Genomic DNA, 24,214 nt, shown 5'->3' with positions numbered 1-24,214 from the left:
GACGGCCTGCTACATGGCTGCGTGTGGCAGGTCTTAAACAACTGAACTGGGCTAGCGAAGGAGTGGGGGCAACAGCAGCTGCGCTGGTAGACTTATCCACAGTTGCTGGTAACAAAATCAGCAATCCGCCCTGGGTCAAATTTCAATCGGCAGGGTGGGTCAATTTTCCATCAGCGCCAACACAAGCGCAGATTGACTTCTCGCAGAATGGTGCAGGCCGCGAGGGGCTTAATTTTGAGCAAATCGGCAACATGTTCATTGCTCTACCCCATGCGGAAGAGGTCGATGAAATTGCGAGCCGCCTCGACCGCGAAACCGCCCGCATCGATGCGCTAATTGAAAAGAAAACCCGCTTTATCGAACTGCTGCGCGAAAAGCGCCAGGCGCTGATCACCCATGCCGTCACCAAGGGCCTCGACCCGAACGCGAAGATGAAGGACTCCGGCGTGGAGTGGTTGGGGGAGGTGCCGGAGCATTGGGATGTAGGTGTCGTTTCTAGGGTTGCCACTCGCACTGTCGTAGGTATTGCTGAGGCAGCCACCCATGCCTATGCCGACTCGGGAACACCTATTCTTCGATCCACTAACATCAGGCCATACAAAATCATCGGCGAAATACTGCACGTAAATGCGGACTTTGCAGATGATCGAGATACGAAGCTTATTCATGCAGGCGACTTGATAACTGTACGTACCGGTAACGCAGGTGTTACGGCGGTTGTGCCCCCTGAGCTAGAAGGCTGCCAGTGCTTTACCATGCTGATCACGACCCTCAAGGATGGAATGCAGCCTGACTACTACTGCTACTGGATGAATAGTGCTGCTGCCGTTCATTACTTCAGCATTGAGGGCTGGGGTACTGCTCAGGTGAACATCAGTGTGCCGATTCTGAAATCACTTCCTGTGCCTATTCCTCCTACTGATGAGCAGAAGCGAGTTGTAGGCTTTTTGCATCGCGAGACACAAAGGCTAGATATGTTGCTAGCCAAGACCGAGCGCAGCATTGATCTCCTCAAAGAGCGTCGCTCGGCCCTGATCACCGCCGCCGTTACCGGCCAGATCAATCTGCGGGAGGCGGTATGAGTCAGGGCCGCAGCCTGCGTTTGTTTCTGGTGGACGGCACGCCCAATGGCCTGCTGGCCATTGAGATCATGAGCTGGGCCGATGCTGAGCTTGATGATGCGGTTCGCCGTTCGTTCCTTTGTGCTCGATCCAGCCAATTCGCGACGCACTGCGTCGCGAATTGAGTTGGACTCATTCATCACGTTCTCTGGACTGTCGGCAATGAACGAAGCGGCCCTTCAGAAGTACCTGCTTGAACATTTCCCCAAGGAAAATGCAGCCTGTGAATGGAAGGAGTTCAAGAACCTGCGCCATGCCCTAACGGGTGGAGCAGGTAGCGATGTGATCAGCTACCTGTCGGCCATTGCCAACATGGAGGGCGGGCATCTGGTGATCGGTGTCGAAGACGCCACACTGCGCATCGTGGGCATTCAGGACTTCAATAACCAGACCGTCGATAGCGTTCGCCAGCGCCTGCTGGAGCGCTGCCGCGCACTTGATTCGGAAGCCTTTCGCGTCGAGCCCTTTACCACGGACGATACCGGCAAGACGGTGTGGGTCTTCCATACCCCCAAACACCGACCGCGCATGCCGGTGTATGCCCATGACAAGGCCTGGCAGCGGCTGGATGACTCCCTGGTGGAAATGCGCCAGGAACGTCTGGAGGCCATTCTGCATGAGCCGCTCGATACCACTGACTGGTCAGCGCAGATTGTCGAAGGCGCAACCCTGAACGATCTGGACCCATCGGCACTTGCCTTGGCTCGCGAGAAATTTGCCGAGAAGCACCGTAATGCGGCCTTTGCCCAGGACATTGCCGGCTGGGATGTGGCGACCTTTCTCGATAAGGCCAAGATCACCATCCAGGGCGGTGTAACCCGCACTGCCCTGCTGCTACTCGGCAAGCCGGAGGCCAGCCACTTCCTGCCGGCGTTAGCGCAGATCACCTGGAAGCTGATGGGGGAGGAGCAGGCTTACGAGCATTTCGGGCCACCCTTTCTGCTCAGTACCACGCAGGTGCTGCACCGTATCCGCAATATCGGCTACAAACTCTTTCCGCAGAACCAGCTACTGGCTACGGAAGTCAGCAAGTACGACACCCGGGTGATTCTGGAGGCACTGCACAACTGCATCGCGCACCAGGACTACCAGTTGCGCTCGCGCATCCTAGTGACCGAGCGGTTGGACCGGCTGGTGTTCGAGAATGCCGGTGGCTTCTTCGAGGGTAAGCCCGAGGACTACTTCGGTGGTGAGGTAACGCCGAGCCGCTACCGTAATCCCTGGTTGGCACAGGCCATGGTCAGCCTGAGCATGATCGATACCATGGGCTTTGGTATCAGCACGATGACCCAGTCCCAGCGCAAACGCTATTTCCCGCTGCCTGATTACAGTAAGTCGACCCCGGACAAGGTGGTGCTGGAGATCTACGGGCATGTGATCGACGAGAACTACACCCGCCTGCTGCTGGAGCGGCAGGATCTGCCGTTGAACACGGTAATGCTGCTCGACCGGGTGCAGAAGAAGCAGGCCATCACTGATGACGCAGCCGCCTTGCTGCGCAAGCAGGGGCTGATTGAGGGGCGTAAACCCAACTACTACCCGGCGGCGCAGGTGGCTCAGGCAACCGGGAACAAGGGCGAATACATCCGCAATCGAGCCTTTGATGACGCGTACTACAAGGATCTGATCCTCGACTACCTGCGCAAGTTTGGCTCTGCCAGCCCGCATGACTTGAAAGGCCTTGTTTTAGACAAGCTTTCGGATGCTTTAGACGAGAAACAGAAGCAGAACAAGTTCCGCAACCTGCTCAATGCCATGTCGCAGCGCGATAAAACCATTGAAAAACAAGGCAGTCAGCAAAAGGGTCGATGGGTGCTGTCCGGCTCCAGGCAAGACAAGGTTTAGACAAGCTCTAGACAAGGTTTTAGACAAGGCAGTGCTGTGCAGCTGTGCTTGGGAATGAATGTGAGAGGGATGTCATGAGCCAGATCCACCACGAATGCGAGCTGGAACGCCATATCGTCGAGCAGTTGGCTGCTGCCGGCTGGTTGGTGGGTAAGTCCGCCGACTATGACCAGGGGCGCGCCCTGTTCCCCGAGGATGTGCTGGGCTGGCTGGAAGACAGCCAGCCTGCGGCCATGGCCAAGATCCTTGCCATGAATGGCGTCGGAACTCGTGATGTGGTGCTGGATCGGCTGGTCAAGCAGCTGGAAAACAAGACCGATGGCGGCACGGTGAATGTGCTGCGCTACGGCTTTGCCGTGGCCGGTGGCGGCACGCTGGCCATGAGCCAGGCGCTGCCCGAGGACGCGCGCAATGACACGGTGATCGCCCGCTACGCGGCCAACCGCCTGCGGGTGGTGCCGCAGTTGCGTTACTCGCTGGACAAGGCCGACGAGATCGACCTGGCCTTCTTCATCAACGGCATTCCGGTGGCCACGGTGGAGCTGAAGACCGACTTCACCCAGTCGGTGCAGGCTGCCATGCAGCAGTACTGTATGGATCGCCGCCCGGAGCGCAAGAGCGGCGGCCTGGAGCCACTGCTGACCTTCAAGCGCGGCGCGGTAGTGCACTTCGCCATGAGCGACAGCGACATCCGCATGACCACCAAACTGGCAGGAGATTCGACCTTCTTCCTGCCGTTCAACCGGGGCAACGATGGCGCCGCCGGTAATCCGCCGGGCGAGAACGGCCATTACCCGGTGAGCTACTTCTGGGAGCGGGTGCTGCAGAAGGATAACTGGCTGCACATCTTCCACCGCTTCGTGCTGCAGGAGCGCAAAGAAACACAAAACGCTGACGGTAAGACTTTCTTCAAGGAAAGTCTGATCTTCCCGCGCTTCCACCAGTGGGAAGGCGTGACCAAGATGATCGACGCGGTGCGGGTTGAAGGGGCAGGACAGCCCTACCTGATCCAGCACAGCGCCGGTTCTGGCAAGACCAATACCATCGCCTGGACCGCGCACTCGCTGATCCGCGTGCGCCGTCCGGATGGTGAGCCGTATTTCCACAGCGTGATTGTTGTGACCGACCGCCAGGTGCTCGATCAGCAACTGCAGGATGCCATCCAGCAGATCGAGCACCAGGCCGGTGTGGTCTGCGCCATCGACCGCCAACAGTCGAGCTTGCCGAAGAGTCAGCAGTTGGCCAAGGCCATGCTGGATGGCGTGCCGATCATCGTCTGTACCCTGCAGACCTTCCCCTATGCGCAGAAGGCGATTCTTGGCGAACAGAGCCTGCGCAACCGCCGCTTCGCCATCATCATCGACGAGGCACACAGCTCCACCGGCGGGAGCACGGCGGACGACCTGCGCTATGTGCTGACCGGGCAGAGCGAGGCTGAGTGGGAGAAGCTGTCCAAGGAGGAGCGGCTGTCCGTGTGGCAGAGCTCGCGCAGTCGGCCGGGTAATGCCAGCTACTTCGCCTTCACCGCCACGCCCAAGCATTCGACGCTGAGCCTGTTCGGCCGTCCGCGCAACCCGGCGCAGCCCGTCAGCACCGACAACCCGCCGGCACCGTTTCACCTCTACACCATGCAGCAGGCCATCGATGAAGGCTTCATTCTCGATGTGCTGAAGAACTACACCAGCTACGAGGTGGCGTTCAAAATCGGCAGCGAGATGGTCGATGACAAGCGCGTGGACGAGAAGAGCGCCGGGCGCAAGCTGGCCAAGTGGCTGTCGCTCAACCCGGTGAACGTGGGGCAGAAGGTCGAGCTGATCGTCGAGCATTTCCGCAAGAACGTCGCACACCTGCTCGGTGGCCAGGCCAAGGCCATGGTGGTGACCAGCTCGCGTGCGGCAGCGGTTAAGTACCACCTGGCGCTGGAGGACTACTGCAAGCGCAAGGGCTACGACAACGTGCAGGCCATGGTGGCCTTCTCTGGTGAGGTGCCCAATACGGATGTGCAGGAACCCAGCCTGCCAGCCGATCATCAGTTCAGCGAAACCAACCTGAACCCAGGCCTGCATGGCCGTGACATGCGCAAGGTGTTCGACACCCCGGACTACCGAGTAATGATCGTCGCCAACAAGTACCAGACCGGCTTCGATCAGCCGAAGCTGGTGGCCATGTACCTGGACAAAAAAATATCCGGCGTGGAGGCGGTGCAGACGCTGTCGCGCTTGAACCGTACCTTCCCCGGCAAGGACAAGACTTTCGTTATCGACTTCGCCAACAAGGCCGAAGAGATCCTCGCGTCGTTCAAGACCTTCTACCGCGATGCCCAGGTGGCGGACATCCAGGATCCGAACATCGTCTACGACATCAAGCAGCGTCTGGATGGCATGTTCATCTACGAGCAGGCTGAGGTAGAGGCTTTCGGCGACGCCATCGTCGATCCAAAGGTGACGCACCAGAAACTGTTCTCGCTGACGCAATCAGCTACTGACCGCTTCAACGGCAAGCTGAAGACGCTCAACGACGCCATCGATCAGTGGGAAAAGGCTTGGGAAAAGGCACACGACGAGGGCAGCGACAAGGACATGGAGTACGCCGACGTACAGCGCTCGGAGTACTGCAAAGCCCGCGACGAGCTGATGATCTTCAGCGAGAGCCTGACCAAGTTCGTGCGCAGCTACGAGTACATCGCCCAGCTCATCGACTTCGCCGACCCAAGCCTGGAGGCATTCGCCAGCTATGCCCGCCTGCTGCGCAAGCGGCTCAAGGGCATCACGGCGGAGCAGGTGGATCTGGGCGACCTCAAGCTCAGCCACTACAAGATCAAGAAAGGCGACAACCTCAGTGGCGTCGGCGTGCAGGCAGAAACGCCCGGACTCTACGGCATGACCGACAATGGCCTGCGTGACGCCCGCGACCGCGAGAAGAAGTACCTTACCGAACTGATCGAGAAGCTCAACAACGCCTTCGGCAAGGACATCACCGACACCGACCAGGTGGCCTTTGCCGTGCACGTTTCAGAGAAGCTACGGGCTGACAGCGTGGTGATGGCTCAGGTGCAGAACAACACCATGGAGCAGGCCATGAAGGCCGACCTGCCCACGAAAGCCATCTCCGCCATCGCCGCCGCCATGAACAGCCACACCAGCATGGCGACCAAGCTGCTCAGCGACGAGTCGACGCGGGATGTGTTTCTGACGGTGGTGTATGAGCTGCTGAAGAAGGATGCGGGGGCGGATTTGCTGCAGGGGACCAGAGGTTGAGCCTGCCAGAGATGGTTGAGGCCCTGATGCAAGATCCGCAATTTGCTGAGCTTGCGGACTTCGCTCACCAATTCGAGCCTTTCAGAGCAATGGGGATTCATAGCAAGGAGTTGGTGCATTCGCGCATCCTCGCTACCTTTTTGGATCGTGCTGGCAGCCACAAGCTAGGGGCAGAGTTTCTCAACCGGTTTGTCATGGCGCTGGCTGCTCCGCATACGCGCTTGTTCTCGGGTGAGGCTATTGAGGTCGATGCCCTATACGAAGCGGTTAAGCCCAATGTGCACTCTCAGGTCTATCGAGAGCTGAATTGCATTGATCTGGTCGTCGTGTTTCCCGCCCATCAATTGGTTATCGGCATCGAGAACAAGGTTGATGCCGGGGAGCAAGAAGAGCAGTTAGCCAGGTATCAGGAGACATTACGGATTCTTTTCCCCGGATTCACGCAGGCGCTGGTCTTCTTGAGCCCTAATGGTCGAGCGCCCAAGACGGCAAATGCCCAGGACAGTGTTCCGGTGTACTGCATGGACTACGGCCAGATCGCTGAGATCAGCAGAGAATGCCGCCGGGCACCAGGGTTGTCAGCCAGTGCTGCAATCTTCCTTGACCAATTTGTAAATCATATCGAGTTGCACATGACCGGTAGTACGCGAACGCAGGCGTTGTGCTGGGAGCTTTTCAGAAAAAATGAAGCGGCCTACAAAGAGATCGTTCGGCAGCATGATCGCTGCATTGAGCGCAAGGTCTTGGAGGCGTTTGCAGCCCTTGAGTCACGGCTGAGCAAGGAACCACTGTTGGGCGTAGATCCGAGCCAGTTGCAGATCGAGTGTGAGCATACCAAGGACGATAAGGCTGTTATTTTCTGTTCGTTGCACATCCGCTTGCTTCATTGGCCGGCTGGGGTTTGGGTGAAGATCTACAAACACAACTGGCTTGGTGTTTTCCCCTTCATCCGCGAGTCGGATCTTTCAGTCTTAGAAGAGCAATCTTCTTTGCCTCTGTCAGTGGAAACGGCCAAGCACTGGCCTGGCATTCGTTATGTGTCCTCAAGGCCAGGTTTAGATGAGGCACGCAGGGTGCTGACTGATGGCAATGATTTCACCTCGGATGATCTGGAAATCACGTTGGGTCTTGCTGCTACCTATGTGCAGGAAATTAACGAGGCGTTGCAGCACCGGGTTTCCCTTTAAGTTCAGAGCAAAAAAGAGGGGCTCGGCCCCCCGCTCAGTTCTCCGTTTTTGGCCGCCGCGAGCACCTCGCAGCAGCCATTTTCCGAATTACAGGCGTACCTCTCCTGCGGTAGTCAGCAAATGTCGGCGCGCCATCCGTAGGTTTGACAGCGCGAACAGCGTCACCAGCTGAGCGGTGTCCTTGGCCAGGCCACAGAAGCGCACCTTCACGTATCCGCCACGTTGGCTGCCGTGCCTACCACGTTGTGTACCAGCCCCGACTCATCATCCACGCCGATGTGCGCCTTCATGCCGAAGTAATACTGGTTGCCCTTCTTGGTCTGGTGCATCTCCGGGTCGCGCTTACCGTCCTGGTTCTTGGTCGAGCTGGGCGCGTGGATCAGTGTGGCATCGACGATAGTGCCCTGGCGCAGCGACAGGCCGCGATCCCCCAGGTAGCCATTGATGACGGCCAGGATGCCGGCTGCCAGCTCATGTTTCTCCAGCAAGCGACGGAAGTTGAGGATGGTGGTTTCTTCGGGAATGCGCTCCAGGCTCAGCCCGGCGAACTGACGCAGGATGGTAGTCTCGTAGAGCCGGCGCTTCTTCCATGGCCGGGTCGCTGTAGCCGAACCAGTTCTGCATCAGATGGATACGTAACATGGCCATCAGCGGATAGGCTGGACGACCACCTTCACCCTTTGGGTAGTGTGGCTCGATCAGGGCAATCAATCACTTCCACGGCACCACCTGATCCATCTCGATCAGGAGCAATTCCTTACGGGGCTGCTTGCGCTTGCCGGCGTACTCGGCGTCGGCGAAGGTCATCTGCTTTATGGAAAAACTTGACTGGCGGGATCGGCGTATTTCACCAGATTCGGAAGTCTTTTTCAGACCATCCCTATAAGCTTATTTCTCTCTCTCTTTAGTGGCTCAGGGTGAGCTGAGTTTAGCCTCGATAGGGAGCTGAGAGAGCCCCTTCAGGTGCGCACACAGCTCAGAGTGATACGTATCACTCTGAGCTGTGTATAACTTCATTGCGACCGGTTGAGATGTTTGCGTAGCGTTTTGGCGATGCTGGGGTCAAGTTGATCTAGGTTGATGCTTCGGGTGTCCTCGATCTGGGAATTACCTCCGGCCAGGTTGATTTGTATATTTAGTCGCTCGATGTTAAGGATCTGAGTGCCTGCGAAATCGCCGGAGAGCATTGCTTTTTTGAGCTCGGAAACGGCGTGTTGGGTGCGGCTTGGCACGTAGTCCCAAGTTGCTACAGTGTGCAGTAGGTCGGCCTCAGTGACCTGGATTTTTTCGCGTAGGGTGTAGTGATTGGATCGGCCGTTTCTTGTCTTTGTGATAAGGCCTGCTGCTTGGAGCACTCCCAGTGCACGTTTGACCTGTGCTGGGCTGACGCCGGATTTTTCAGCGATCAGTTCGATGCCCGGATACGCTATGCCGGAGTGATAATTGGCATGTGCCTTAATCACTGCATAAACCGTAAACGCGTAGGGTCCGATTCGGGCCACCTCACCGTGATCGACCATTGCTTTGAACAAATGAAACCACTGGGTCTGCGCGCGCAGTGGGGATGGTACGTCAGTCATTGTTATGCACCCCACGTAGCTGTACGCGCGGACGACTCAGGATCCAGGCAGATATCTCGGTGCTGAGCCAGCCGACTGACCTGCTACTGCCCAGATCATATGGGGCGGGGAACTTGCCGGAGGCAATATCACGATAAATGGTGGAGCGTTTTTTTCCGGTAGCTTTTTCAACTTCGGGTAAACGCAAAAAACGGAGTTCCTCAACCTCTGGTGCGGTACGTTGTGCCATTTTTCAGTGCTCAAACGGTGGCGCCGCAGCGTCCTCAGGGCTGCGATACGCAATGTTTTAGGGATGTAGAAGGTGTCCTCCCGGCTGCAAAACAGCAAAATTTTCAGGAGAACTTATTTGTGAGGATTTTGAATCCGGCCCAACTTTTTTGTTGGAGAGCGGATAGCTTTGCTCGCCTGTAGGTAGGCTGAGCAGAACAGAACTGGCGTTCTGTAAACAGGATGTAGGCGAAGCGCTGCCTGTAACGTCCTGCAAGCTTTATTGGAGGCCACTGCTAGTCTGGTAGCTAGTGGTGCTCAAATCTTGACCGCCTAGGTGCGGTGGTATTACGTGACGTGCTATAGATGCACGTGTGGTTTTTTAGCATCATCACGCCGCGAGACGCAACTATTAAAGCCTATAAATTTTAAGCGTGAGCAGAGCATTCGGGATGAGTCTAGCAGCCTACCCATGACCTCGGGCTATCGGCCGGGGGCTCAGGTAGTGAATCATGCCTTGATTGTATCCAGGTAGTCCGACCAACGCTGCATCATCTGACGGCGTTCAGGGAGAAATGAGGTTCGGTCGTACGCTCGTCCTAGAGGATTTTTGACCGTGTGAGCAAGCTGATGCTCTAGGAGATCCGGGCGAAAACCTAGAACCTCAGCACCTATGGTTCTCGCCGTCGCACGGAAGCCGTGCCCAGTCATCTCGTCACTTCCTATATCCATGCGACGTAAGGCACTGAGGACTGCATTGTTGGACATCGGCCGGTCACCTCCTCGCGCTGATGGGAAGACATATCGATGTCGCCCAGTAAGTGGTTTTAGCTCGCGCAGAACCGCAACTGCTTGTCGGCTGAGTGGAACCAAGTGGTCTGGTCGATCATGCTTGGTGACGGTAAGCCCTTTCATCTTGTAACCAGGAATCACCCATTCACCGGCATCTAGGTCGAGCTCTGACCATTCCATGTGTCGCAGATCGCCCGGCCTGCAGAACAGCAGCGGGGCAAGTTTCAGCGCGCAGCAGACGGGCAGCGTACCGGTGTAGCTATCCAGTGCCTTCAGCAGTTCGCCAAGCTTTTCAGGATCGGTCACTGCGGCAAAGTGTTTCACTCTCTTGGCTGGGAGCGTGCGCGACAGATTGCCGATTTGGTTGGGCGGGGTGATGCCCGCCGCTTCGGCGAACTCGAAAATCTGTTTGTAGATCTGGGCAACACGACGGGCAGTTTCGCGAGCACCGCGCTTGATGATGCGCTGCAGATTTTCGACCAGCATAGGTGTGTTGATGCTGCTGATGGGTAGCTTTCCCAGCCATGGGTATGCATTGAGCTCAAGGCGCTGCCGTACCGTTCGGGTGTACTCCGGATCCCAAGAGGACTCGCGAACGCTAAGCCATTGTGTAGCAACCGATTCAAAGGTGTGCTGGTGATCGAGCAGGCTAACGACTTTGGCCATGCGTCTTTGCAGCGAAGGGTCTTGGCCTCCCGCTAGCTGAGCCCTGGCATCGTCACGTTTGCGTCGGGCCTCTTGCAGGCCAACCTCCGGATAAACGCCAAGCGCCAGTCGTTTTTCCTTTCCCTGGAAACGGTACTTCAATCGCCAATACCGGCTACCGTTGGGCTGCACTTCCAGATACAGCCCCTGTTCGTCGTAAAGCCGGAAAGGCTTGTCTTGGGGCTTTGCGTTGCGGCAGTTGGTGTCTTTCAAGGGCATTGGGGGCACATCCTCTCCGAGCGAGTTGATGAGCGTTTTATGCCCCCATATATGCCCCCGTCAACTGTGGGATGCCCCGGGATTACGTGGGATGATATGGGCAATAAAAAAGCCGTAAAGCTTTGATTTCTCTATGCTTTACGGCTTTTCTGGGTCTTCCTGGGAAGACAAATTGGTGGAGCCGGGGGGATTTGAACCCCCGTCCGCCAGTTCTCTACTGTTGGTACTACATGCTTAGCCGTGTCTATTGAGTTAACCCTCAGCCGCCCGACGGGCAGGGTGCATTGGGCGAGTTGTGTAAGTTTTAGCCACTTCGTCCACAACGTACTACGCGGCGATCCTGTTCTGCATGACAATCACTTCAGGTTTACAGGCATCCCCTAGTGATCGCTGGAGCCGAAGCTACCAGAAGGACTAGTCGCGCCGCTTACGCAGCGAGAGCGTAGCCCTCGTAGTTTTCGTCATTGGCAACTATAGAAAGTTGCAACAGTTGATTTACGACTTCTGTTACCAAGTCGGCATGCACCTCGAGCTTCGCTACCGGCGTCGAATCCTAATCGGCCCCAAAGCTTTGCGGTTACGGATAGGACATGAGTTTACGGCAAAGGTTCCTCTGCGTCGACTGCGGATTCCATCGCAGGGCGCTATGATGGCGCCCTGCGTCTGTCTGCGCTTGCCCCCGGAAGGAGCCTCAATGCCGAGTTCTAGCCGCTACCCTCTGCGTCAGTGGATATGGCGGGCGTTTGTGCAAAGTGCGCTCATACCGCTGATTCTGGTGGAGTCGGTGCTGATCGCGGTGTATCTGCTGAGCAATCAGGCGATTCGTGATGCGCAGATCGAACACTTGCAGGAAACGGCAGTCAAGGATCTGGCCAGTGCCGCGCAACGTGAAGGACAGATCATCGATGGGCGCCTGCGCTCCATCGAGTCGCTGGTGCAGGTTTATCGTGAGGCCGCGTACGAGGCGTTGCTCGATACGCGCTTCCAGGCCGATGAGCTCGAGCATCAGCGCCACGCAGTTACTGACAGTGGCGTGTTCTATACCCGCAGCGATGACGGGCGCGCAGCATCCTTCTATGCCAACAGTACGCCGCTGGCGCAACAGGATCACGCCAAGGCCATGCGGCTGTCGCAACTCGATCCGCTGATGCGTTCGATCCAGCAGGCCAGCCCGCTGGTAGCGGCGCTGTATTTCAATACCTGGGACAGCTACAACCGCATTTACCCCTGGTTCGATACGCCCGCGCAGTATCCCCATGACATGGTGATACCCGATTACAACTTCTATTACCTTGCTGACGCCAAGCACAACCCCGAACGCAAGGTGATGTGGACCGAGGTTTACCTCGACCCGGCAGGCCTGGGATGGATGATGTCGGCCATCGCCCCGGTGTATCGCGAGGACTTTCTCGAAGGCGTGGTCGGTCTCGACGTGACCGTGGGCCAGATACTGGGCGAGATTGCCGAACTCAACGTGCCTTGGCAGGGCTACGCGATGCTGGTCAGCCATGACCACAACATCATGGCGTTGCCGAAGGCAGGGGAGCTGGATTTTGGTCTGCGTGAGCTGACCCAGTACTCCTACGAAGAGGCCGTGCGCCGTGAAGTACTCAAGCCCGAGGACTTCAACCTGGCCAAGCGCGAGGGTATGGAGCCATTGCTTCAGGCGATGAACGAGGGCAATGGCAACGTGCAGGAAGTGCTGCTCGGCGGCCGCAAGCAACTGGTGGCCTGGAGCGAAATTCCGCAAACCGGCTGGCGCTTGCTGTTGGTGGTGGACGAGGAGCAGATCTTCCATGACACCAACCAGTTGGCCGAGCGTTACATGCAGATCGGCTATCTGCTGATTGCCGGCCTGGCAGCGTTCTATCTGCTGTTCTTCGCCCTGATGTGGCTGCGTTCGCGCAACCTCAGCAAGCAACTTGCCGAGCCCATCGATGGCATCGTCGACATGGCGACCAGCCTGGGGCAGGGCAAATATTTACCAGCCGTGCCGGACAGTCATATCGCCGAGGTCAGTCGCCTGGCTGACGCCGTGCAGCAGGCCGGCAAGCAACTCAAGGCCAGCGAGCATGAGCGGCAGGAGGCGCAAAGCATTCTGCAACTGGTGCTGGAGAGTACAACTGAAAGTCTCTGGCAGATCGATACCACCGACCTGACCATTGATCTCAGCGAGCGCTTCGTCCGGCGTTTTGGCCTGGGTGCGAATCACTTGACGCTTAGCGAGTTCAACCAGCGCGTACACCCCGATGATCTGGAACGTCTGCGTCACCTGCGCAAGCTATTCGCTGACAGTGGCGAAGAGTATTTCGACGCCGAGTACCGCTATCTCGATTGCCGCGGTGATTACCTCTGGCTGCTCAGCCGTGGCAAGGTCCTGGCGCGTGACGCGAGCGGCTGGCCGCTGCGTATTGCCGGTACGCACGTCGACATCACTCGGCTCAAACAAGTGCAGGAAGAACTGCGCCACGCCAGCCTTGAAGCGCTCGCGGCCAGCCAGGCCAAGAGTCGCTTTCTGTCGAGCATGAGTCACGAACTGCGCACGCCGCTCAACGCCATCCATGGCTTCGCCCAGTTGATCGAGATGGAGGTGCAGGACAAGCACGACGCCAAACTGGAGACCGATTACGCGCGCGAAATTGTCACCGCCAGTCGCCATCTCACTTCATTGGTAGACGACATTCTCGATCTGTCGAGCATCGAGAGCCGGCGTCAGCAGCTGCAGTTCCAGCCGATCGAAATCGGCGCGCTACTCAACGGTTGTGCCGAGCTGGTGCAGCCTGAAGTGCAGCAGAAACAGTTGCAACTGCAGGTGATGGAGGCAGCCAATCCGCCCTTGTTCGTACAGGGCGACCCGCGCCGGGTACGGCAGATTCTGCTCAACCTGCTGTCCAATGCGATCAAGTACAACAGCCCGCGCGGCATGATCCGCATGGGCTACGAGGTGCGTGCCGACTGTGTGCGGTTGTGGGTTGACGACACTGGACCGGGGCTTTCCAGCGAGCAGCAGGCGCAGCTGTTCCAGCCTTTTCAGCGTCTCGGCCGGGAAAGCTCGAATATTCCCGGTACTGGCATCGGGCTGGTGCTCTGCCGCGAGCTGGCCACGTTGATGGAAGGCGAAATCGGCGTGCGTAGCGAGCCTGGTGTCGGTAGTCGTTTCTGGCTCGACATCCCCAGTGCGGCCAGCCCTGATGTGTTCGGCGACGAGACTGCCGAGGTGCCGGCGCAGGCCGTGAAAAGTCTGGTGCAGGTGCTGTGCGTGGAGGATCATCCCGCCTGCATGAAGATCCTGCAGGCATCGTTGCGTGAGTTTGCCGAGGTCAGGGGCGTGAGTTCATGCCAGCGGGCACTGGCCGAATTGCAGGAAAGTGAGCCGGCACTGGTGTTGCTGGATATCGACCTGCCTGACGGCAATGGGCTGGATATTCTCGACGCCATGCGCGCTGAGCCGCGTTTGCGTGATGTGCCGGTGATGGTGATCAGCGCGGTGGCCGATGCACGGTTGTTCGAGGATGCCAAAGCGCGCGGCGCTTCGGCCTGCCTGAGCAAACCGGTGGATCTGCAGGAGGTGCGTCAGGTCGCGCTGGGCTTGCTGTACAGCGGTTATTGAGCAAGCCCAGCGTGATTCATTCGCTGGCGGCCAGCAGGTCGAGGGCTTCGCCCAGCACCTTGACCGACTCGGCATGATCGCCGGCCTTGTGCAGGGCTTCACCTTCGGCGCGCAGCTCCTGCACCTTGGCCAGCACCTCTGGGTCGGCAGGCGGATCGCTTTGCAACAATGCATCGATCTTGGCCATATCCTGCGGGCAATGCATGGCCCACAGTGGCAGGCTGATCAGGGTTGCGGCGAGAAACATGAGCGTGCGACGCATGGTGACTCTCCTGAAACGGGTGGCGGGAATTTCAGTATAGAAGCCTGTCGTCAGTGCATTGGTGTGTCAGTAGTGATACCAGCGCAGCTCCAGCTTCACTTCATTGACCGGGCTGGCCAGTTGGCTGAACTCGCGCTGGGCGCTCAGGCGCAGGCCGAGGTTGCGTGACATTTCCCACTGTTGGTTGAGCGACAGGCGCCGGCGCACTTCGCCGTTGTGGAAGTAGTCGCCGGCTGCCTCCAATGTCAGGTTACCCAACGGGTTGCGCCACAGCAGCCCGCTGTTGAAGCCCAGCGCCGGGGCGATCACGGCAGCGAAATCCTCGTTGTATTCCAGACGCGCGGTGCCGAGAGCGAAGCCGAGCAGGTCATCGTGCAACTGCCAGGTGGCACCGGCGCCGCCGCTGATATGGCCTACCAGCCGGGTGTCGCCATCTTCGCCGAGCACCCGCTCCAGGCCGCCGCCAACCTGCCAGGACAGCGGCTGCAGCAGGGCATTGCGCGGTGTCAGCGAGCGGATGTTGGCCAGGTCCAGGCGTTGCAGCTGCCAGTGGTTGTTCTCGTACTGACGCAGCTTGAGCTGGAAAATCTCGATCTGTGCGCCGAGCGGGAAGCCGTCCAGGTTGTCGTTCAGGTCGTGGTAGGCCATGCGCAGGCCGTATTCGGCGAAGGCGCGATCATCGCGGCTGCCGCCGGCCAGTTGCCAGGTGCGCGATTGGTGGCCTTCCTCGGGCAATGGCGGGCGCTCGACCTCCAGCGGCGGCGGCGGGTTGCGGTTGATCGCGCCGAGCAACTGGAAGCTGCGCTGGGCGTTGCTGCTGCGTTCTTCATCGTTGGCGTGGTAGCGCACCAGGCGGAAGGCGGCGTCCTGGATCAGCGCGCGACGTTCTGCCGGCAGGGCGAGGAAGTCGGCATCCTCGAGTCGCGCCGGGTCCTGGTTCAGGCGCAAGACCCAGGCCTCTTCGTCGGCCTGCAACGACTCCGCGCGCGCCAGCAGCTCACGCTCGCGCGAAGGGCGGTAGTCGATGCGCTCGATCAGTCCGGCGTCCTTCACCGCACGCACGGTATCGGTGGGGATGGCGGTGAGCGGGAAATGCTCGGTCAGCTCGATGCCGGGGCGGGCGATTTCCAGTAGCTCCAGCAGGCGGTAGGAGCAGTTCTCGTCGAAGAAGAAGTAGTCGAAGCGGATCTGCTTGAGCTCCCAGACGTGTTCGACCATGCGCGCGGTTTCTTCTGCCGTCAGGTTCAGCCGGTATTCCCACAGGTCGCGGTTTTCCAGGCGGTTGTACTCGCTGAGTTTCTCGCGATACGGCACCAGGGCGAACAGGCCGGGGTAGCCGCCCATCAGGCCACGCCAGGCATAGAGAATGCTGTTGTCGTCGCCTTCGATGAAGGCGCCGAAGTTCAGCGCGTAGCTCAGCAGCGCGGTGTTGTGGCTGTCGATATCCGGTTGATCGATGCGCAGCAGGGTATGGCCGAACATCGACGAGGGGCTGTTCAGGTAGGCCGCTGGGAACACCAGCACCGTGCTGTGCGGATTGACGTCGGCGATCCAGTTTCGGTATTCGGCGCAGTCGGGGCTGGGCAGGTCATCGAGTTGCAATTGCGCCTTGAGCCAGCGGGTACGCGCCGGGTAGACGCATTGTGGGTGACGGTCGCCCAGTTCAGCGGGTTGGTACAGGGCCTTCAGGGTCGCCTGCAGTTCGGCTGCAGGGTTGCTGTCGCCATCTTCTGCGAGAAAGAAATCGTCGTCGTCGACATAGCTGCGCCAGCCGCCGAGCTTGCCGGTCTCGTAGTGGCCGAGGGCGATCCAGTAGGGGTCGTTGGCCAGTTGTTCGAGCGTGGCGGCATGCAGGGGAGGACTGAGGCTCAGGGCAAGGACGGCGAATATCCGTTTCAAGATCGCTGTTCTTCTGGTCATGGCGATGGCCGAGCTTTGGCCAGGCTGTCGATTGGTGTCAAGGCAGTCGAACAAGACATTTCGCGCAAGTGCTGACCGGCGTCAGTCACGAGCTTCGTGCTGCGCATCACACTGAGCGCTCTTCAACGCTAGGAGACTGCCCATGGCTCACCGTGATGTGCTGGACGCTCTGCTGCATGACTACACCACCCGCGCCGAGGCGATTCGCCGCGATCTGGGGCGCAGCCACTCGGCGGATTTCGCCGAACAGGCGCAGCAGCGGCAGAATGACGAAGTGCTCGAAGCGCTGCTGGCCGAGGCTGAACAGGGATTGCTACTGGTGCGCCAGGCGCAGCAGCGCCTGGCCGAAGGGCGTTATGGCGAATGTCTGTGTTGTGGCGAGCCGATCGAAGCGGCGCGCCTGGCCGCCCTGCCGGTGGCCGAATACTGCCTGCGTTGTGCCGAAGATAGGGAGGGTCACAGCAACCAGGCGGCCAGGCTGAAGTAGAACAGCAAGGTGCACAGGTCGGTCACTGCCAGGGTCACCGGCCCTGCTGCGATCTTCGGGTCGAGCCTCAGGGCGTGCAGCAGCGTTGGTACGCTGAGGCCGAGCAGGCAGGCAGCGCCGAGCGACAGCAGGATGCTGCAGCCGATGATCAGTCCGGTCCAGGCCTCGCCGCGCCAGAGCCAGACGATCATCGCCACCAGACTGCCGCAGGTGCTGCCGAGTAGCAGCGCGGTCGGCAGTTCATGACGCAGGCTGCGCAGGTACTAGCTCAGATTGGGGCGGACGCTGCGCAGCGCCTGGATGGTCACCGACATCGATTGCATGCTCACGCTCTCGCCCAGGCCCAGCACCAGGGTAAGGAAGAAAGCGAGGACGATGCTCTTGGCCAGGGTCAGTTCGTAGAGGCTGGCCAGCAGGGCGCAGAGGGTGCCGCTGGCGATGGTCGCCAGCAGCCAAGGCACGCGCAGGCGAAAGGCCCAGAATGGCGAGGCGTTGCCAACCTGGGTAACGTGAAAACCAAGGGTTTCGAACAGCGCATCGGCTTGGTTGCGCTGACGCAGGCCGTAGCTTTCCTCAATGCAGGTGATCGGTTCTGGGCATGGCGGCTTTCGCGTGAAGGGCGGTGGTGGGCAGCTTATTACGCGCTCGGATTTTTCATCCTGAGCTGAATCAAGCCTTGATCCCTTTCGCGCCACAGGCCCAGAATCACCCCATGTTTTGCGGAAACTTCCGCCCGCTATAAGGATCGCCAATGTCCAAGCGTAGCCTCGATGCTTTGCGCCTTGCCCCCGACTCACTGACCCGCCCCTTCGCCCCCGAGCAGTTCAACTTCAGCAGTACCGATGATCTCGAACCCTTCCGCGGCGTACTGGGCCAGGCCCGCGCGGTCGAGGCCCTGCAGTTCGGCGTGGCCATGCCGCGTCCTGGCTACAACGTGTTCGTCATGGGCGAGCCGGGTACCGGACGCTTCTCCTTCGTGCAGCGCTACCTCAAGGCCGAAGCCAAGCGCATGGAGACTCCGGCCGACCGGGTCTACGTCAACCATTTCGATGAGCCGCGCGAGCCGCGCGCGCTGGAGCTGCCAGCCGGCACCGCGAGTGCTTTCATCGCCGATATCAACCAGTTGATCGACAATCTGCTGGCCACCTTCCCGGCAGTGTTCGAAACACCGACCTACCAGCAGAAGAAGAGCGCCATTGATCGCAGCTTCAACAAGCGCTACGACCAGGCGCTGGACGTGATCGAGAAGCTGTCGCTGGAGAAGGGCGTGGCCCTGTATCGCGACAGCACCAATATCGCCTTTACCCCGATGGCCGACGGCAAGGCGCTGGATGAAGCCGAGTTCGCTCAGTTGCCGGAAGCCGAGCGCGAGCGCTTCCACTCCGATATTGCCGCGCTGGAAGAACGCCTCAACGAGGAGCTGGCCAGCCTGCCGCAGTGGAAACGCGAGTCGAGCAACCTGCTGCGTCAACTCAATGAAGAGACCATCACCGTCGCGTTGCAGCCCTTGCTGGCGCCATTGTCGGAGAAGTACGCGGAAAACGCCGGCGTCTGCGCCTATCTGCAGGCCATGCAGATCAACCTGCTGAAAACCGCCGTCGAGCAACTGGTGGATGTCGACAAGGCCGACCCGCAACTGCGCAAGCTGCTGGAGGAAATGTACTGCCCGAGCCTGGTGGTTGGTCATCACGCCAACGGCGGTGCACCGGTGGTGTTCGAGTCGCACCCGACTTACGACAACCTGTTCGGCCGCATCGAGTACAGCTCCGATCAGGGCGCGCTGTACACCAGCTACCGTCAGCTGCGCCCCGGCGCGTTGCACCGCGCCAACGGTGGCTACCTGGTGGTCGAGGCGGAAAAACTGCTCAGTGAGCCCTTCGTCTGGGAGGCGCTAAAGCGCGCCCTGCATTCACGCCAGTTGAAGATGGAGTCGCCGCTGGGCGACCTCGGCCGCATCGCGACCGTCACCCTCAACCCGCAGGTCATTCCGCTGCAGCTGAAAGTCATCATCATCGGCTCGCGTCAGCTCTATTACGCGCTGCAGGACGCCGATCCGGACTTCCAGGAGATGTTCCGCGTACTGGTCGATTTCGACGAGGACATCCCGCTCGCCGAAGAAAGTCTTGAGCAATTCGCGCAACTGATGAAAACGCGTACCTCGGAAGAGGGCATGGCGCCCTTGACCGGCGCTGCGGTGGCGCGCCTGGCTACTCACAGCGCGCGTCTGGCCGAGCACCAGGGTCGCCTGTCAGCGCGTATCGGTGACCTGTTCCAGCTGGTCAGCGAGGCCGACTTCATTCGCCAGCTTGCCGGGGAAAGCATCACCGACGTCGGCCATATCGAGCGCGCGCTCAAGGCCAAGGCCACCCGCACCGGACGCGTGTCGGCGCGGATCATCGACGACATGCTGGCCGGCATCATTCTCATCGACACCTGCGGTGCCGCCGTCGGCAAGTGCAACGGCCTGACCGTGCTGGAGGTCGGTGACTCGGCCTTCGGTGTGCCGGCGCGGATTTCCGCCACCGTCTATCCGGGCGGTAGCGGCATCGTCGACATCGAGCGTGAAGTCAGCCTTGGTCAGCCAATTCACTCCAAGGGCGTGATGATCCTCACCGGGTTCCTCGGCAGCCGCTACGCCCAGGAATTTCCGCTGGAGATTTCCGCCAGTATCGCCCTGGAACAGTCCTACGGTTACGTCGACGGCGATAGCGCCTCGCTCGGCGAGGTGTGCACGCTGATCTCGGCGTTGTCGCGCACCCCGCTCAAGCAGTGCTTCGCCATCACCGGGTCGATCAACCAGTTCGGCGAGGTGCAGGCGGTCGGCGGCGTCAACGAGAAGATCGAAGGCTTCTTCCGCCTGTGCGAGGCGCGCGGCCTAACTGGCGAGCAGGGGGTGATCATCCCGCACTCCAACGTCGCCAACTTGATGCTCGATGACCGTGTGCTGCAGGCGGTGCGTGCCGGCCAGTTCAACGTCTATGCCGTGCGCCATGTCGACGAGGCATTGAGCTTGCTGGTCGGCGAGGCGGCCGGGCACCCGGACGAAAAGGGTCGCTTCCCCAAAGGCAGCGTCAACGCCCGTGTGGTCGAGCGTTTGCGCGATATCGCCGAGATCGGGCTGGAAGAAGCGCTCAAGCCGGCCGACGCGGACAAGGCGAAAGCCGAAGCCGAGGCGGCAGCGGCGAAACCGGCCAAGGCGCCACGGCGCAAGAAAGGCGAGGGCGAAGGCGCAGCGAGCTGATCATATCTTGCACGATTGTCCCGGATTGCCCGGGACAGGCGCGCAGGCGTTCTTGCTCACGCCTCATACACAGAGTTATCCACAGATTGCATGGATAACTTTGGCCTTCACAGTGCGATCGTTCGGGGTGTAGGCTGGAGCCTGGATTCCGCGAGGGTCGCCGCCATGCCGCGCAGCCTCTGTCTCACCCGCCAATGCCTGGGCCTGGTCACCCGAATCGAGTGCGTGATCAAGCCACTGGCAGGAGACAACGGACGTTGGACACTGCTTTGCGCCGCCGGTATGTCGGGGGCGCAGCCTTCCGCGATCAAGGCGCAGGGCCCGTTCTATGGGCCCTCTGTCGCTGAAGGGGTGCTTACGGCGATTGCCGAGAGCCTAGTCCTGCAAGGCTACGTAGAATGCTACGAACCGCCGATCTGGTGTCTGCACTTGCAGGCCGAGTTGCGTCGTGTCAACGGCGAACGCCACAGCCATGGCGGTGTATTTCAGCCGCAGCCCGAGACTGACGGGCAGAGCTGAAACGCCTGAAACAAGGCGCGCCAGGGCCAGCTGGGCGAGACAGCAGGGCTGTGGTTATCCACAGTGCGTTGGGCATCTTCTGCTGATGCTGGGCGATGGGTATACTCGCCGCGATTTTCCCTCCCTCAGTGAGTTCTCCATGGAACGCTTCATCGAAAACACCATGTACGCATCGCGCTGGTTGCTGGCGCCGATCTACTTCGGTCTTTCTCTCGCCGTGCTCGCCTTGTCGGTCAAGTTCTTCCAAGAGCTTTATCACATCCTGCCGCAGATCTTTTCCCTGGCCGAAGCCGATGTGATCCTGAAGCTCCTGTCGCTGATCGACATGGCGCTGGTCGGTGGGCTCCTGGTGATGGTGATGCTGTCCGGCTACGAGAACTTCGTTTCACGCCTGGATATTCACGAAGGCACCGAGAAGCTGAGCTGGCTTGGCAAGATGGACTCCAGTTCGCTGAAGATGAAAGTGGCGGCGTCCATCGTGGCGATTTCCTCCATCCACCTGCTCAAGGTGTTCATGGATGCGAAGAACTACGATCTGGAGTACCTGAAATGGTACGTGATCATTCACCTGACCTTCGTTGGTTCTGCCTTCGCCATGGGCTATCTGGACAAGGTCACCAAGCACGACTGATCCGAAGCCGCCTCGCAACCGCCCGTCCGAACGTGACGGGCGTTTTGCTTTCTGGGCTTGAGCTTTTTCTTTATTGTACAAGAATTGCTTTTGTATAAGTTCTTGTATGGTTAAGGCCGAAGGCAAGCCTGATGAACCTGAATGATCTGTCCACCCACGCCCAAGCCGGGCGCGTCGACGAACTCAATCTGATCTCCCTAGAAGGTGGCATTTATCTGCTCGAAGCGCGGATGGAAGGACGTGCCCACCCGATTCTTACCGACCAGGGCAGTACGCTTAACCTGCGTTCGGTAGAACATGCGCGTGACGTGCTGCAGGAAATGCCGGCGCTGCCGTTCTTCCTGGTGCACAGCTCGGTACATGACGAGATGTGCGGCATGCCATCGGCTGACAATAGCCTGCGCGTACCCATCGCCTTCCGTTCTGGCTGGTGACGGCGACGTTCGCTGCAGCCGCCACGCTGCAGGGCAGGGCCCTGGCAGTTGTGGAGGTGAAGACCACGGGCGTGCATCCAGCGCGCGATGCCATCTGGGAGCTGGCGATCATTCAGGTCGATGCTGAGGGGTGTGTCGCAGAGCGCTTGCACTGGTTGTTCGAGCCAGGCGTCGCGTTGCCCCCGCAGTTGCTCAGTCTAAGTGGATTACACCCTCTGGAATTAAGTGGCCAGCCACGCATCGACAGCGAAGCGCGGGCGATAGCCGATGCCATTCGCGGCCGCGTGCTGATGGGCCATAACCTGCGCTTCAGCCTGGCGTTCTTGCGCCGAGTGCTGCCTGACTGGAAGACGCTGCGTCCGCCGCAGTTGTGCATCCTGCGCTTGGCCAGAGCGACGTTGCCGCAGTTGGCGAGCGCCGGCTTCGATGCGCTTTGTGCACATTTTGGCATTACGCGTTTCTTCCGCGATCGCGCCGTGCCGGATGCCGAGGCCGTGTTGACGCTGGCTCAGCACCTGCTGCAGGAGGTCGCGCCGACGGCTCTGGGGCATCAGCTGCGCAGCGCGGCGCGGCCCCCGTTGCTGGCCGCGGAGCGTTTCGCCCAGTTGCCGGAACGTCCGGGTGTGTATTACTTCCTGGGCGACGGTGGTGCGCAACTGTATTTGGGCAAGAGCCGCAATCTGCGCCGCCGGGTGATGTCGCACTTTCAGAACGATCATCGCGACCGCCGTAGCCTGCAGATGGTGCAGCAGATCCGCGATGTGCAGGTGGCTATCACGGCCGGTGAGCTGGGCGCTCTGCTGTTCGAGTCCGCCGAGATCAAGCGTCTGCAACCCCTGTACAACCGTCGTCTGCGCAAGCAGCGCGAGCTGTTGACCTGGGCGCTGGTGGGCGAGCCTGGCGATCTGCACATCGAACTGCTGCAGCACCAGGCGTTGAGCCCAGGGCTCAGGCATGCCGGTTTGTTCCGCTCGCGACATCACGCGCGTCAGTGGCTGCTTGAGCAGGCGCGGCAGCGACGCTTGTGCCTGCTTGTACTCGGTCTGGAGGAGGGCGAGGGTGCCTGCTTCGCCTATCAGCTTGGGCGCTGTGCGGGGGCGTGCTGTGGCGAGGAGTCGCGCCGGGTGCACGATGCGCGGCTGCTCGCCAGCGCCGAGCGCCTGCAAACCCAGGCTTGGCCATGGGCCGGACCGGTCGCGCTGGTCGAGCGCGATGACCGGCACGGCCTGACCCAGTGGCACGTGCTCGATCAATGGCGCCACCTTGGCACGGTAGATCGTTTCGAGCGGGCCGAGCCATTACTGACCAAGCGTCGTGGCGGCTTCAACCTCGACACCTATCACATCCTGCTCGGCCACCTGCGCCGCAACCCGAACATGGAGATCGTGCTGCTGTGACTGTTCGTCGTCTGATTCTCATACTGGGCGACCAGCTCACCCACGGCCTTGGTGCGTTGGAGGACATAGACCCAGCCCGTGATCACGTGCTGCTGGCCGAGGTGATGGAAGAGGCCTGCCATGTGCCGCATCACCCGAAGAAGATCGCGCTGATTTTCAGCGCCATGCGTCATTTCGCCGAAGCCTTGCGTGAGCAGGGCCTGCAGGTGCACTACGTGGCCCTGAATGATCCTGACAACACGGGTTCGTTGCCGGGCGAGCTGCTGCGCTGGACGCAACGGCTCGATCCTGCCGAGGTGCATCTGACTGAGTGCGGCGACTGGCGCCTGGAGCAGGCGCTGCGTCATTGTGGCGTGCCGATCCACTGGCATCAGGACAGCCGCTTTCTCTGCAGCCGCGATGCGTTCGCTGCCTGGGCCAAGGGGCGCAAGCAGTTGCGCATGGAGTTCTTCTACCGTGAGATGCGCCGTGACAGCGGGCTGCTGCTCAACCCTGACGGCACACCGGAGGGCGGTGCCTGGAACTTCGATGCGGACAACCGCAAGGCATTGCCCAAAGGCGTGTGTCCACCCGCGCAGCTGAGTATCGAGCCGGATGCCATCACCCGTGATGTGCTGGCGCTGGTCGAGCGGCGCTTCGCCAACCATTACGGCAGCCTGGAGGGTTTTGATTAGGCTATGTCTGAGTTAACTGTTGCATATCCCTATACCCCAACGCCTCTTTCAAGCAAATCAATGGGTTGAGCTGTGTTTTGTAGCGCTCAAGCAGGCGGCGCCAGCCCAGATAGTTCGTTAGGTACT

At 59.8% G+C, this 24,214-nt stretch carries 20 protein-coding genes, 1 other RNA gene and 3 pseudogenes; 14 read left to right on the top strand and 10 right to left on the bottom strand.

Features of this window, described 5'->3' with window-relative positions; translation table 11 throughout:
* The 5 genes from PSOLE_RS21905 to PSOLE_RS21890 form a co-directional block, all read left to right on the top strand.
* The coding region (locus tag PSOLE_RS21905; RefSeq protein ID WP_211281484.1) for a restriction endonuclease subunit S at positions 1–1,082 on the top strand (1,082 nt) is incomplete at its 5' end.
* Complete coding sequence (locus tag PSOLE_RS24170) at positions 1,079–1,246, top strand: hypothetical protein (RefSeq protein ID WP_158212593.1); 168 nt, start codon at positions 1,079–1,081, stop codon at positions 1,244–1,246. The genes PSOLE_RS21905 and PSOLE_RS24170, both read left to right, overlap by 4 nt.
* A 37-nt stretch (positions 1,247–1,283) precedes the next feature.
* Positions 1,284–2,966: an ATP-binding protein gene (locus tag PSOLE_RS21900; RefSeq protein WP_074860651.1), complete on the top strand. Its 1,683-nt coding sequence runs from the start codon at positions 1,284–1,286 to the stop codon at positions 2,964–2,966.
* 74 nt (positions 2,967–3,040) lie between these two features.
* Positions 3,041–6,223 (top strand): type I restriction endonuclease subunit R, encoded by a 3,183-nt coding sequence (locus tag PSOLE_RS21895; RefSeq protein WP_074860649.1) that lies wholly within the window; start codon positions 3,041–3,043, stop codon positions 6,221–6,223.
* Positions 6,224–6,249: 26 nt separating this feature from the next.
* Complete coding sequence (locus PSOLE_RS21890) at positions 6,250–7,410, top strand: PDDEXK-like family protein (RefSeq protein WP_158212592.1); 1,161 nt, start codon at positions 6,250–6,252, stop codon at positions 7,408–7,410.
* Positions 7,411–7,497: 87 nt separating this feature from the next.
* Here the strand turns inward: PSOLE_RS21890 and PSOLE_RS21885 are convergent.
* From PSOLE_RS21885 to ssrA, 5 genes and pseudogenes are all read right to left on the bottom strand, one after another.
* Positions 7,498–8,226: pseudogene (locus PSOLE_RS21885) on the bottom strand (IS5 family transposase).
* Positions 8,227–8,423: 197 nt separating this feature from the next.
* Positions 8,424–8,990, bottom strand: coding sequence for a helix-turn-helix domain-containing protein (locus tag PSOLE_RS21880; RefSeq protein WP_244597254.1), 567 nt, complete (start codon positions 8,988–8,990; stop codon positions 8,424–8,426).
* On the bottom strand, positions 8,983–9,219 hold the full coding sequence (locus tag PSOLE_RS21875) for a helix-turn-helix transcriptional regulator (protein WP_033985542.1): 237 nt from the start codon (positions 9,217–9,219) through the stop codon (positions 8,983–8,985). Before PSOLE_RS21875 ends, PSOLE_RS21880 begins: the two co-directional genes overlap by 8 nt.
* A 488-nt stretch (positions 9,220–9,707) precedes the next feature.
* Complete coding sequence (locus tag PSOLE_RS21870; RefSeq protein ID WP_074860647.1) at positions 9,708–10,913, bottom strand: tyrosine-type recombinase/integrase; 1,206 nt, start codon at positions 10,911–10,913, stop codon at positions 9,708–9,710.
* 173 nt (positions 10,914–11,086) lie between these two features.
* Positions 11,087–11,478: a transfer-messenger RNA gene (gene ssrA / locus PSOLE_RS21865) on the bottom strand.
* Positions 11,479–11,607: 129 nt separating this feature from the next.
* On the opposite strand from ssrA, the gene PSOLE_RS21860 reads away from it, so the two are divergent.
* Positions 11,608–14,523: a hybrid sensor histidine kinase/response regulator gene (locus tag PSOLE_RS21860; protein WP_004423348.1), complete on the top strand. Its 2,916-nt coding sequence runs from the start codon at positions 11,608–11,610 to the stop codon at positions 14,521–14,523.
* A 16-nt stretch (positions 14,524–14,539) separates the two neighbouring features.
* Here PSOLE_RS21860 and PSOLE_RS21855 read toward each other — a convergent pair whose 3' ends face one another.
* Positions 14,540–14,785: a hypothetical protein gene (locus tag PSOLE_RS21855; RefSeq protein WP_004423350.1), complete on the bottom strand. Its 246-nt coding sequence runs from the start codon at positions 14,783–14,785 to the stop codon at positions 14,540–14,542.
* Positions 14,786–14,851: 66 nt separating this feature from the next.
* Positions 14,852–16,705: an Lnb N-terminal periplasmic domain-containing protein gene (locus PSOLE_RS21850; protein WP_074860658.1), complete on the bottom strand. Its 1,854-nt coding sequence runs from the start codon at positions 16,703–16,705 to the stop codon at positions 14,852–14,854.
* Positions 16,706–16,847: 142 nt separating this feature from the next.
* On the opposite strand from PSOLE_RS21850, the gene PSOLE_RS21845 reads away from it, so the two are divergent.
* Complete coding sequence (locus PSOLE_RS21845) at positions 16,848–17,192, top strand: TraR/DksA family transcriptional regulator (protein WP_074860645.1); 345 nt, start codon at positions 16,848–16,850, stop codon at positions 17,190–17,192.
* Here PSOLE_RS21845 and PSOLE_RS24840 read toward each other — a convergent pair.
* Both PSOLE_RS24840 and PSOLE_RS24835 read right to left on the bottom strand, forming a co-directional pair.
* Positions 17,162–17,389, bottom strand: a complete 228-nt coding sequence (locus PSOLE_RS24840; protein ID WP_242408747.1) for a magnesium transporter — start codon at positions 17,387–17,389, stop codon at positions 17,162–17,164. The genes PSOLE_RS21845 and PSOLE_RS24840 overlap by 31 nt on opposite strands.
* Positions 17,390–17,455: 66 nt before the next feature.
* Entirely contained in the window at positions 17,456–17,653 is a 198-nt protein-coding gene (locus tag PSOLE_RS24835) for a hypothetical protein (RefSeq protein ID WP_242408725.1), read from the bottom strand.
* A gap of 48 nt (positions 17,654–17,701) precedes the next feature.
* On the opposite strand from PSOLE_RS24835, the gene PSOLE_RS24315 reads away from it, so the two are divergent.
* The 7 genes and pseudogenes from PSOLE_RS24315 to PSOLE_RS21810 all read left to right on the top strand — a co-directional run.
* Positions 17,702–17,860, top strand: a complete 159-nt coding sequence (locus tag PSOLE_RS24315; protein ID WP_162884198.1) for a hypothetical protein — start codon at positions 17,702–17,704, stop codon at positions 17,858–17,860.
* Positions 17,861–17,943: 83 nt separating this feature from the next.
* Positions 17,944–20,433 carry a Lon protease family protein gene (locus PSOLE_RS21835; RefSeq protein WP_074860643.1) on the top strand — a complete coding sequence of 830 codons (2,490 nt, stop codon included), beginning with the start codon at positions 17,944–17,946 and terminating at the stop codon, positions 20,431–20,433.
* Positions 20,434–20,598: 165 nt separating this feature from the next.
* Positions 20,599–20,952 carry a PA4575 family protein gene (locus tag PSOLE_RS21830; protein WP_074860656.1) on the top strand — a complete coding sequence of 118 codons (354 nt, stop codon included), beginning with the start codon at positions 20,599–20,601 and terminating at the stop codon, positions 20,950–20,952.
* A gap of 139 nt (positions 20,953–21,091) precedes the next feature.
* On the top strand, positions 21,092–21,583 hold the full coding sequence (locus PSOLE_RS21825) for a TIGR00645 family protein (RefSeq protein ID WP_004423362.1): 492 nt from the start codon (positions 21,092–21,094) through the stop codon (positions 21,581–21,583).
* 131 nt (positions 21,584–21,714) lie between these two features.
* Positions 21,715–22,017 carry a DUF6482 family protein gene (locus PSOLE_RS21820; protein WP_074860642.1) on the top strand — a complete coding sequence of 101 codons (303 nt, stop codon included), beginning with the start codon at positions 21,715–21,717 and terminating at the stop codon, positions 22,015–22,017.
* Positions 22,014–23,414, top strand: a complete 1,401-nt coding sequence (locus PSOLE_RS21815; RefSeq protein WP_074860640.1) for a 3'-5' exonuclease family protein — start codon at positions 22,014–22,016, stop codon at positions 23,412–23,414. The genes PSOLE_RS21820 and PSOLE_RS21815 overlap by 4 nt, the downstream gene beginning before the upstream one ends.
* A pseudogene (locus tag PSOLE_RS21810) lies at positions 23,411–24,085 on the top strand (cryptochrome/photolyase family protein); the annotation flags it as partial. The gene PSOLE_RS21815 and the pseudogene PSOLE_RS21810, both read left to right, overlap by 4 nt.
* A 4-nt stretch (positions 24,086–24,089) precedes the next feature.
* Here PSOLE_RS21810 and PSOLE_RS23995 read toward each other — a convergent pair.
* A pseudogene (locus PSOLE_RS23995) lies at positions 24,090–24,214 on the bottom strand (IS1595 family transposase); the annotation flags it as partial.

Origin of the sequence: Pseudomonas oleovorans subsp. oleovorans (assembly GCF_002197815.1) — a bacterium.
Taxonomy (GTDB): domain Bacteria; phylum Pseudomonadota; class Gammaproteobacteria; order Pseudomonadales; family Pseudomonadaceae; genus Aquipseudomonas; species Aquipseudomonas oleovorans.
The sequence above is the reverse complement of the archived record's forward strand: the minus strand, read 5'-3'. Positions and strand labels throughout refer to the sequence as shown.

What these genes read in the sequence shown, in the direction of transcription:
- PSOLE_RS24170 (WP_158212593.1), top strand. Translation starts at nt 1,079, where the DNA reads ATGAGTCAGGGCCGCAGCCTGCGTTTGTTTCTGGTGGACGGCACGCCC.
- PSOLE_RS21900 (WP_074860651.1), top strand. Translation starts at nt 1,284, where the DNA reads ATGAACGAAGCGGCCCTTCAGAAGTACCTGCTTGAACATTTCCCCAAG.
- PSOLE_RS21895 (WP_074860649.1), top strand. Translation starts at nt 3,041, where the DNA reads ATGAGCCAGATCCACCACGAATGCGAGCTGGAACGCCATATCGTCGAG.
- PSOLE_RS21890 (WP_158212592.1), top strand. Translation starts at nt 6,250, where the DNA reads ATGCAAGATCCGCAATTTGCTGAGCTTGCGGACTTCGCTCACCAATTC.
- PSOLE_RS21880 (WP_244597254.1), bottom strand. Translation starts at nt 8,990, where the DNA reads ATGACTGACGTACCATCCCCACTGCGCGCGCAGACCCAGTGGTTTCAT.
- PSOLE_RS21875 (WP_033985542.1), bottom strand. Translation starts at nt 9,219, where the DNA reads ATGGCACAACGTACCGCACCAGAGGTTGAGGAACTCCGTTTTTTGCGT.
- PSOLE_RS21870 (WP_074860647.1), bottom strand. Translation starts at nt 10,913, where the DNA reads ATGCCCTTGAAAGACACCAACTGCCGCAACGCAAAGCCCCAAGACAAG.
- PSOLE_RS21860 (WP_004423348.1), top strand. Translation starts at nt 11,608, where the DNA reads ATGCCGAGTTCTAGCCGCTACCCTCTGCGTCAGTGGATATGGCGGGCG.
- PSOLE_RS21855 (WP_004423350.1), bottom strand. Translation starts at nt 14,785, where the DNA reads ATGCGTCGCACGCTCATGTTTCTCGCCGCAACCCTGATCAGCCTGCCA.
- PSOLE_RS21850 (WP_074860658.1), bottom strand. Translation starts at nt 16,705, where the DNA reads ATGACCAGAAGAACAGCGATCTTGAAACGGATATTCGCCGTCCTTGCC.
- PSOLE_RS21845 (WP_074860645.1), top strand. Translation starts at nt 16,848, where the DNA reads ATGGCTCACCGTGATGTGCTGGACGCTCTGCTGCATGACTACACCACC.
- PSOLE_RS21835 (WP_074860643.1), top strand. Translation starts at nt 17,944, where the DNA reads ATGTCCAAGCGTAGCCTCGATGCTTTGCGCCTTGCCCCCGACTCACTG.
- PSOLE_RS21830 (WP_074860656.1), top strand. Translation starts at nt 20,599, where the DNA reads ATGCCGCGCAGCCTCTGTCTCACCCGCCAATGCCTGGGCCTGGTCACC.
- PSOLE_RS21825 (WP_004423362.1), top strand. Translation starts at nt 21,092, where the DNA reads ATGGAACGCTTCATCGAAAACACCATGTACGCATCGCGCTGGTTGCTG.
- PSOLE_RS21820 (WP_074860642.1), top strand. Translation starts at nt 21,715, where the DNA reads ATGAACCTGAATGATCTGTCCACCCACGCCCAAGCCGGGCGCGTCGAC.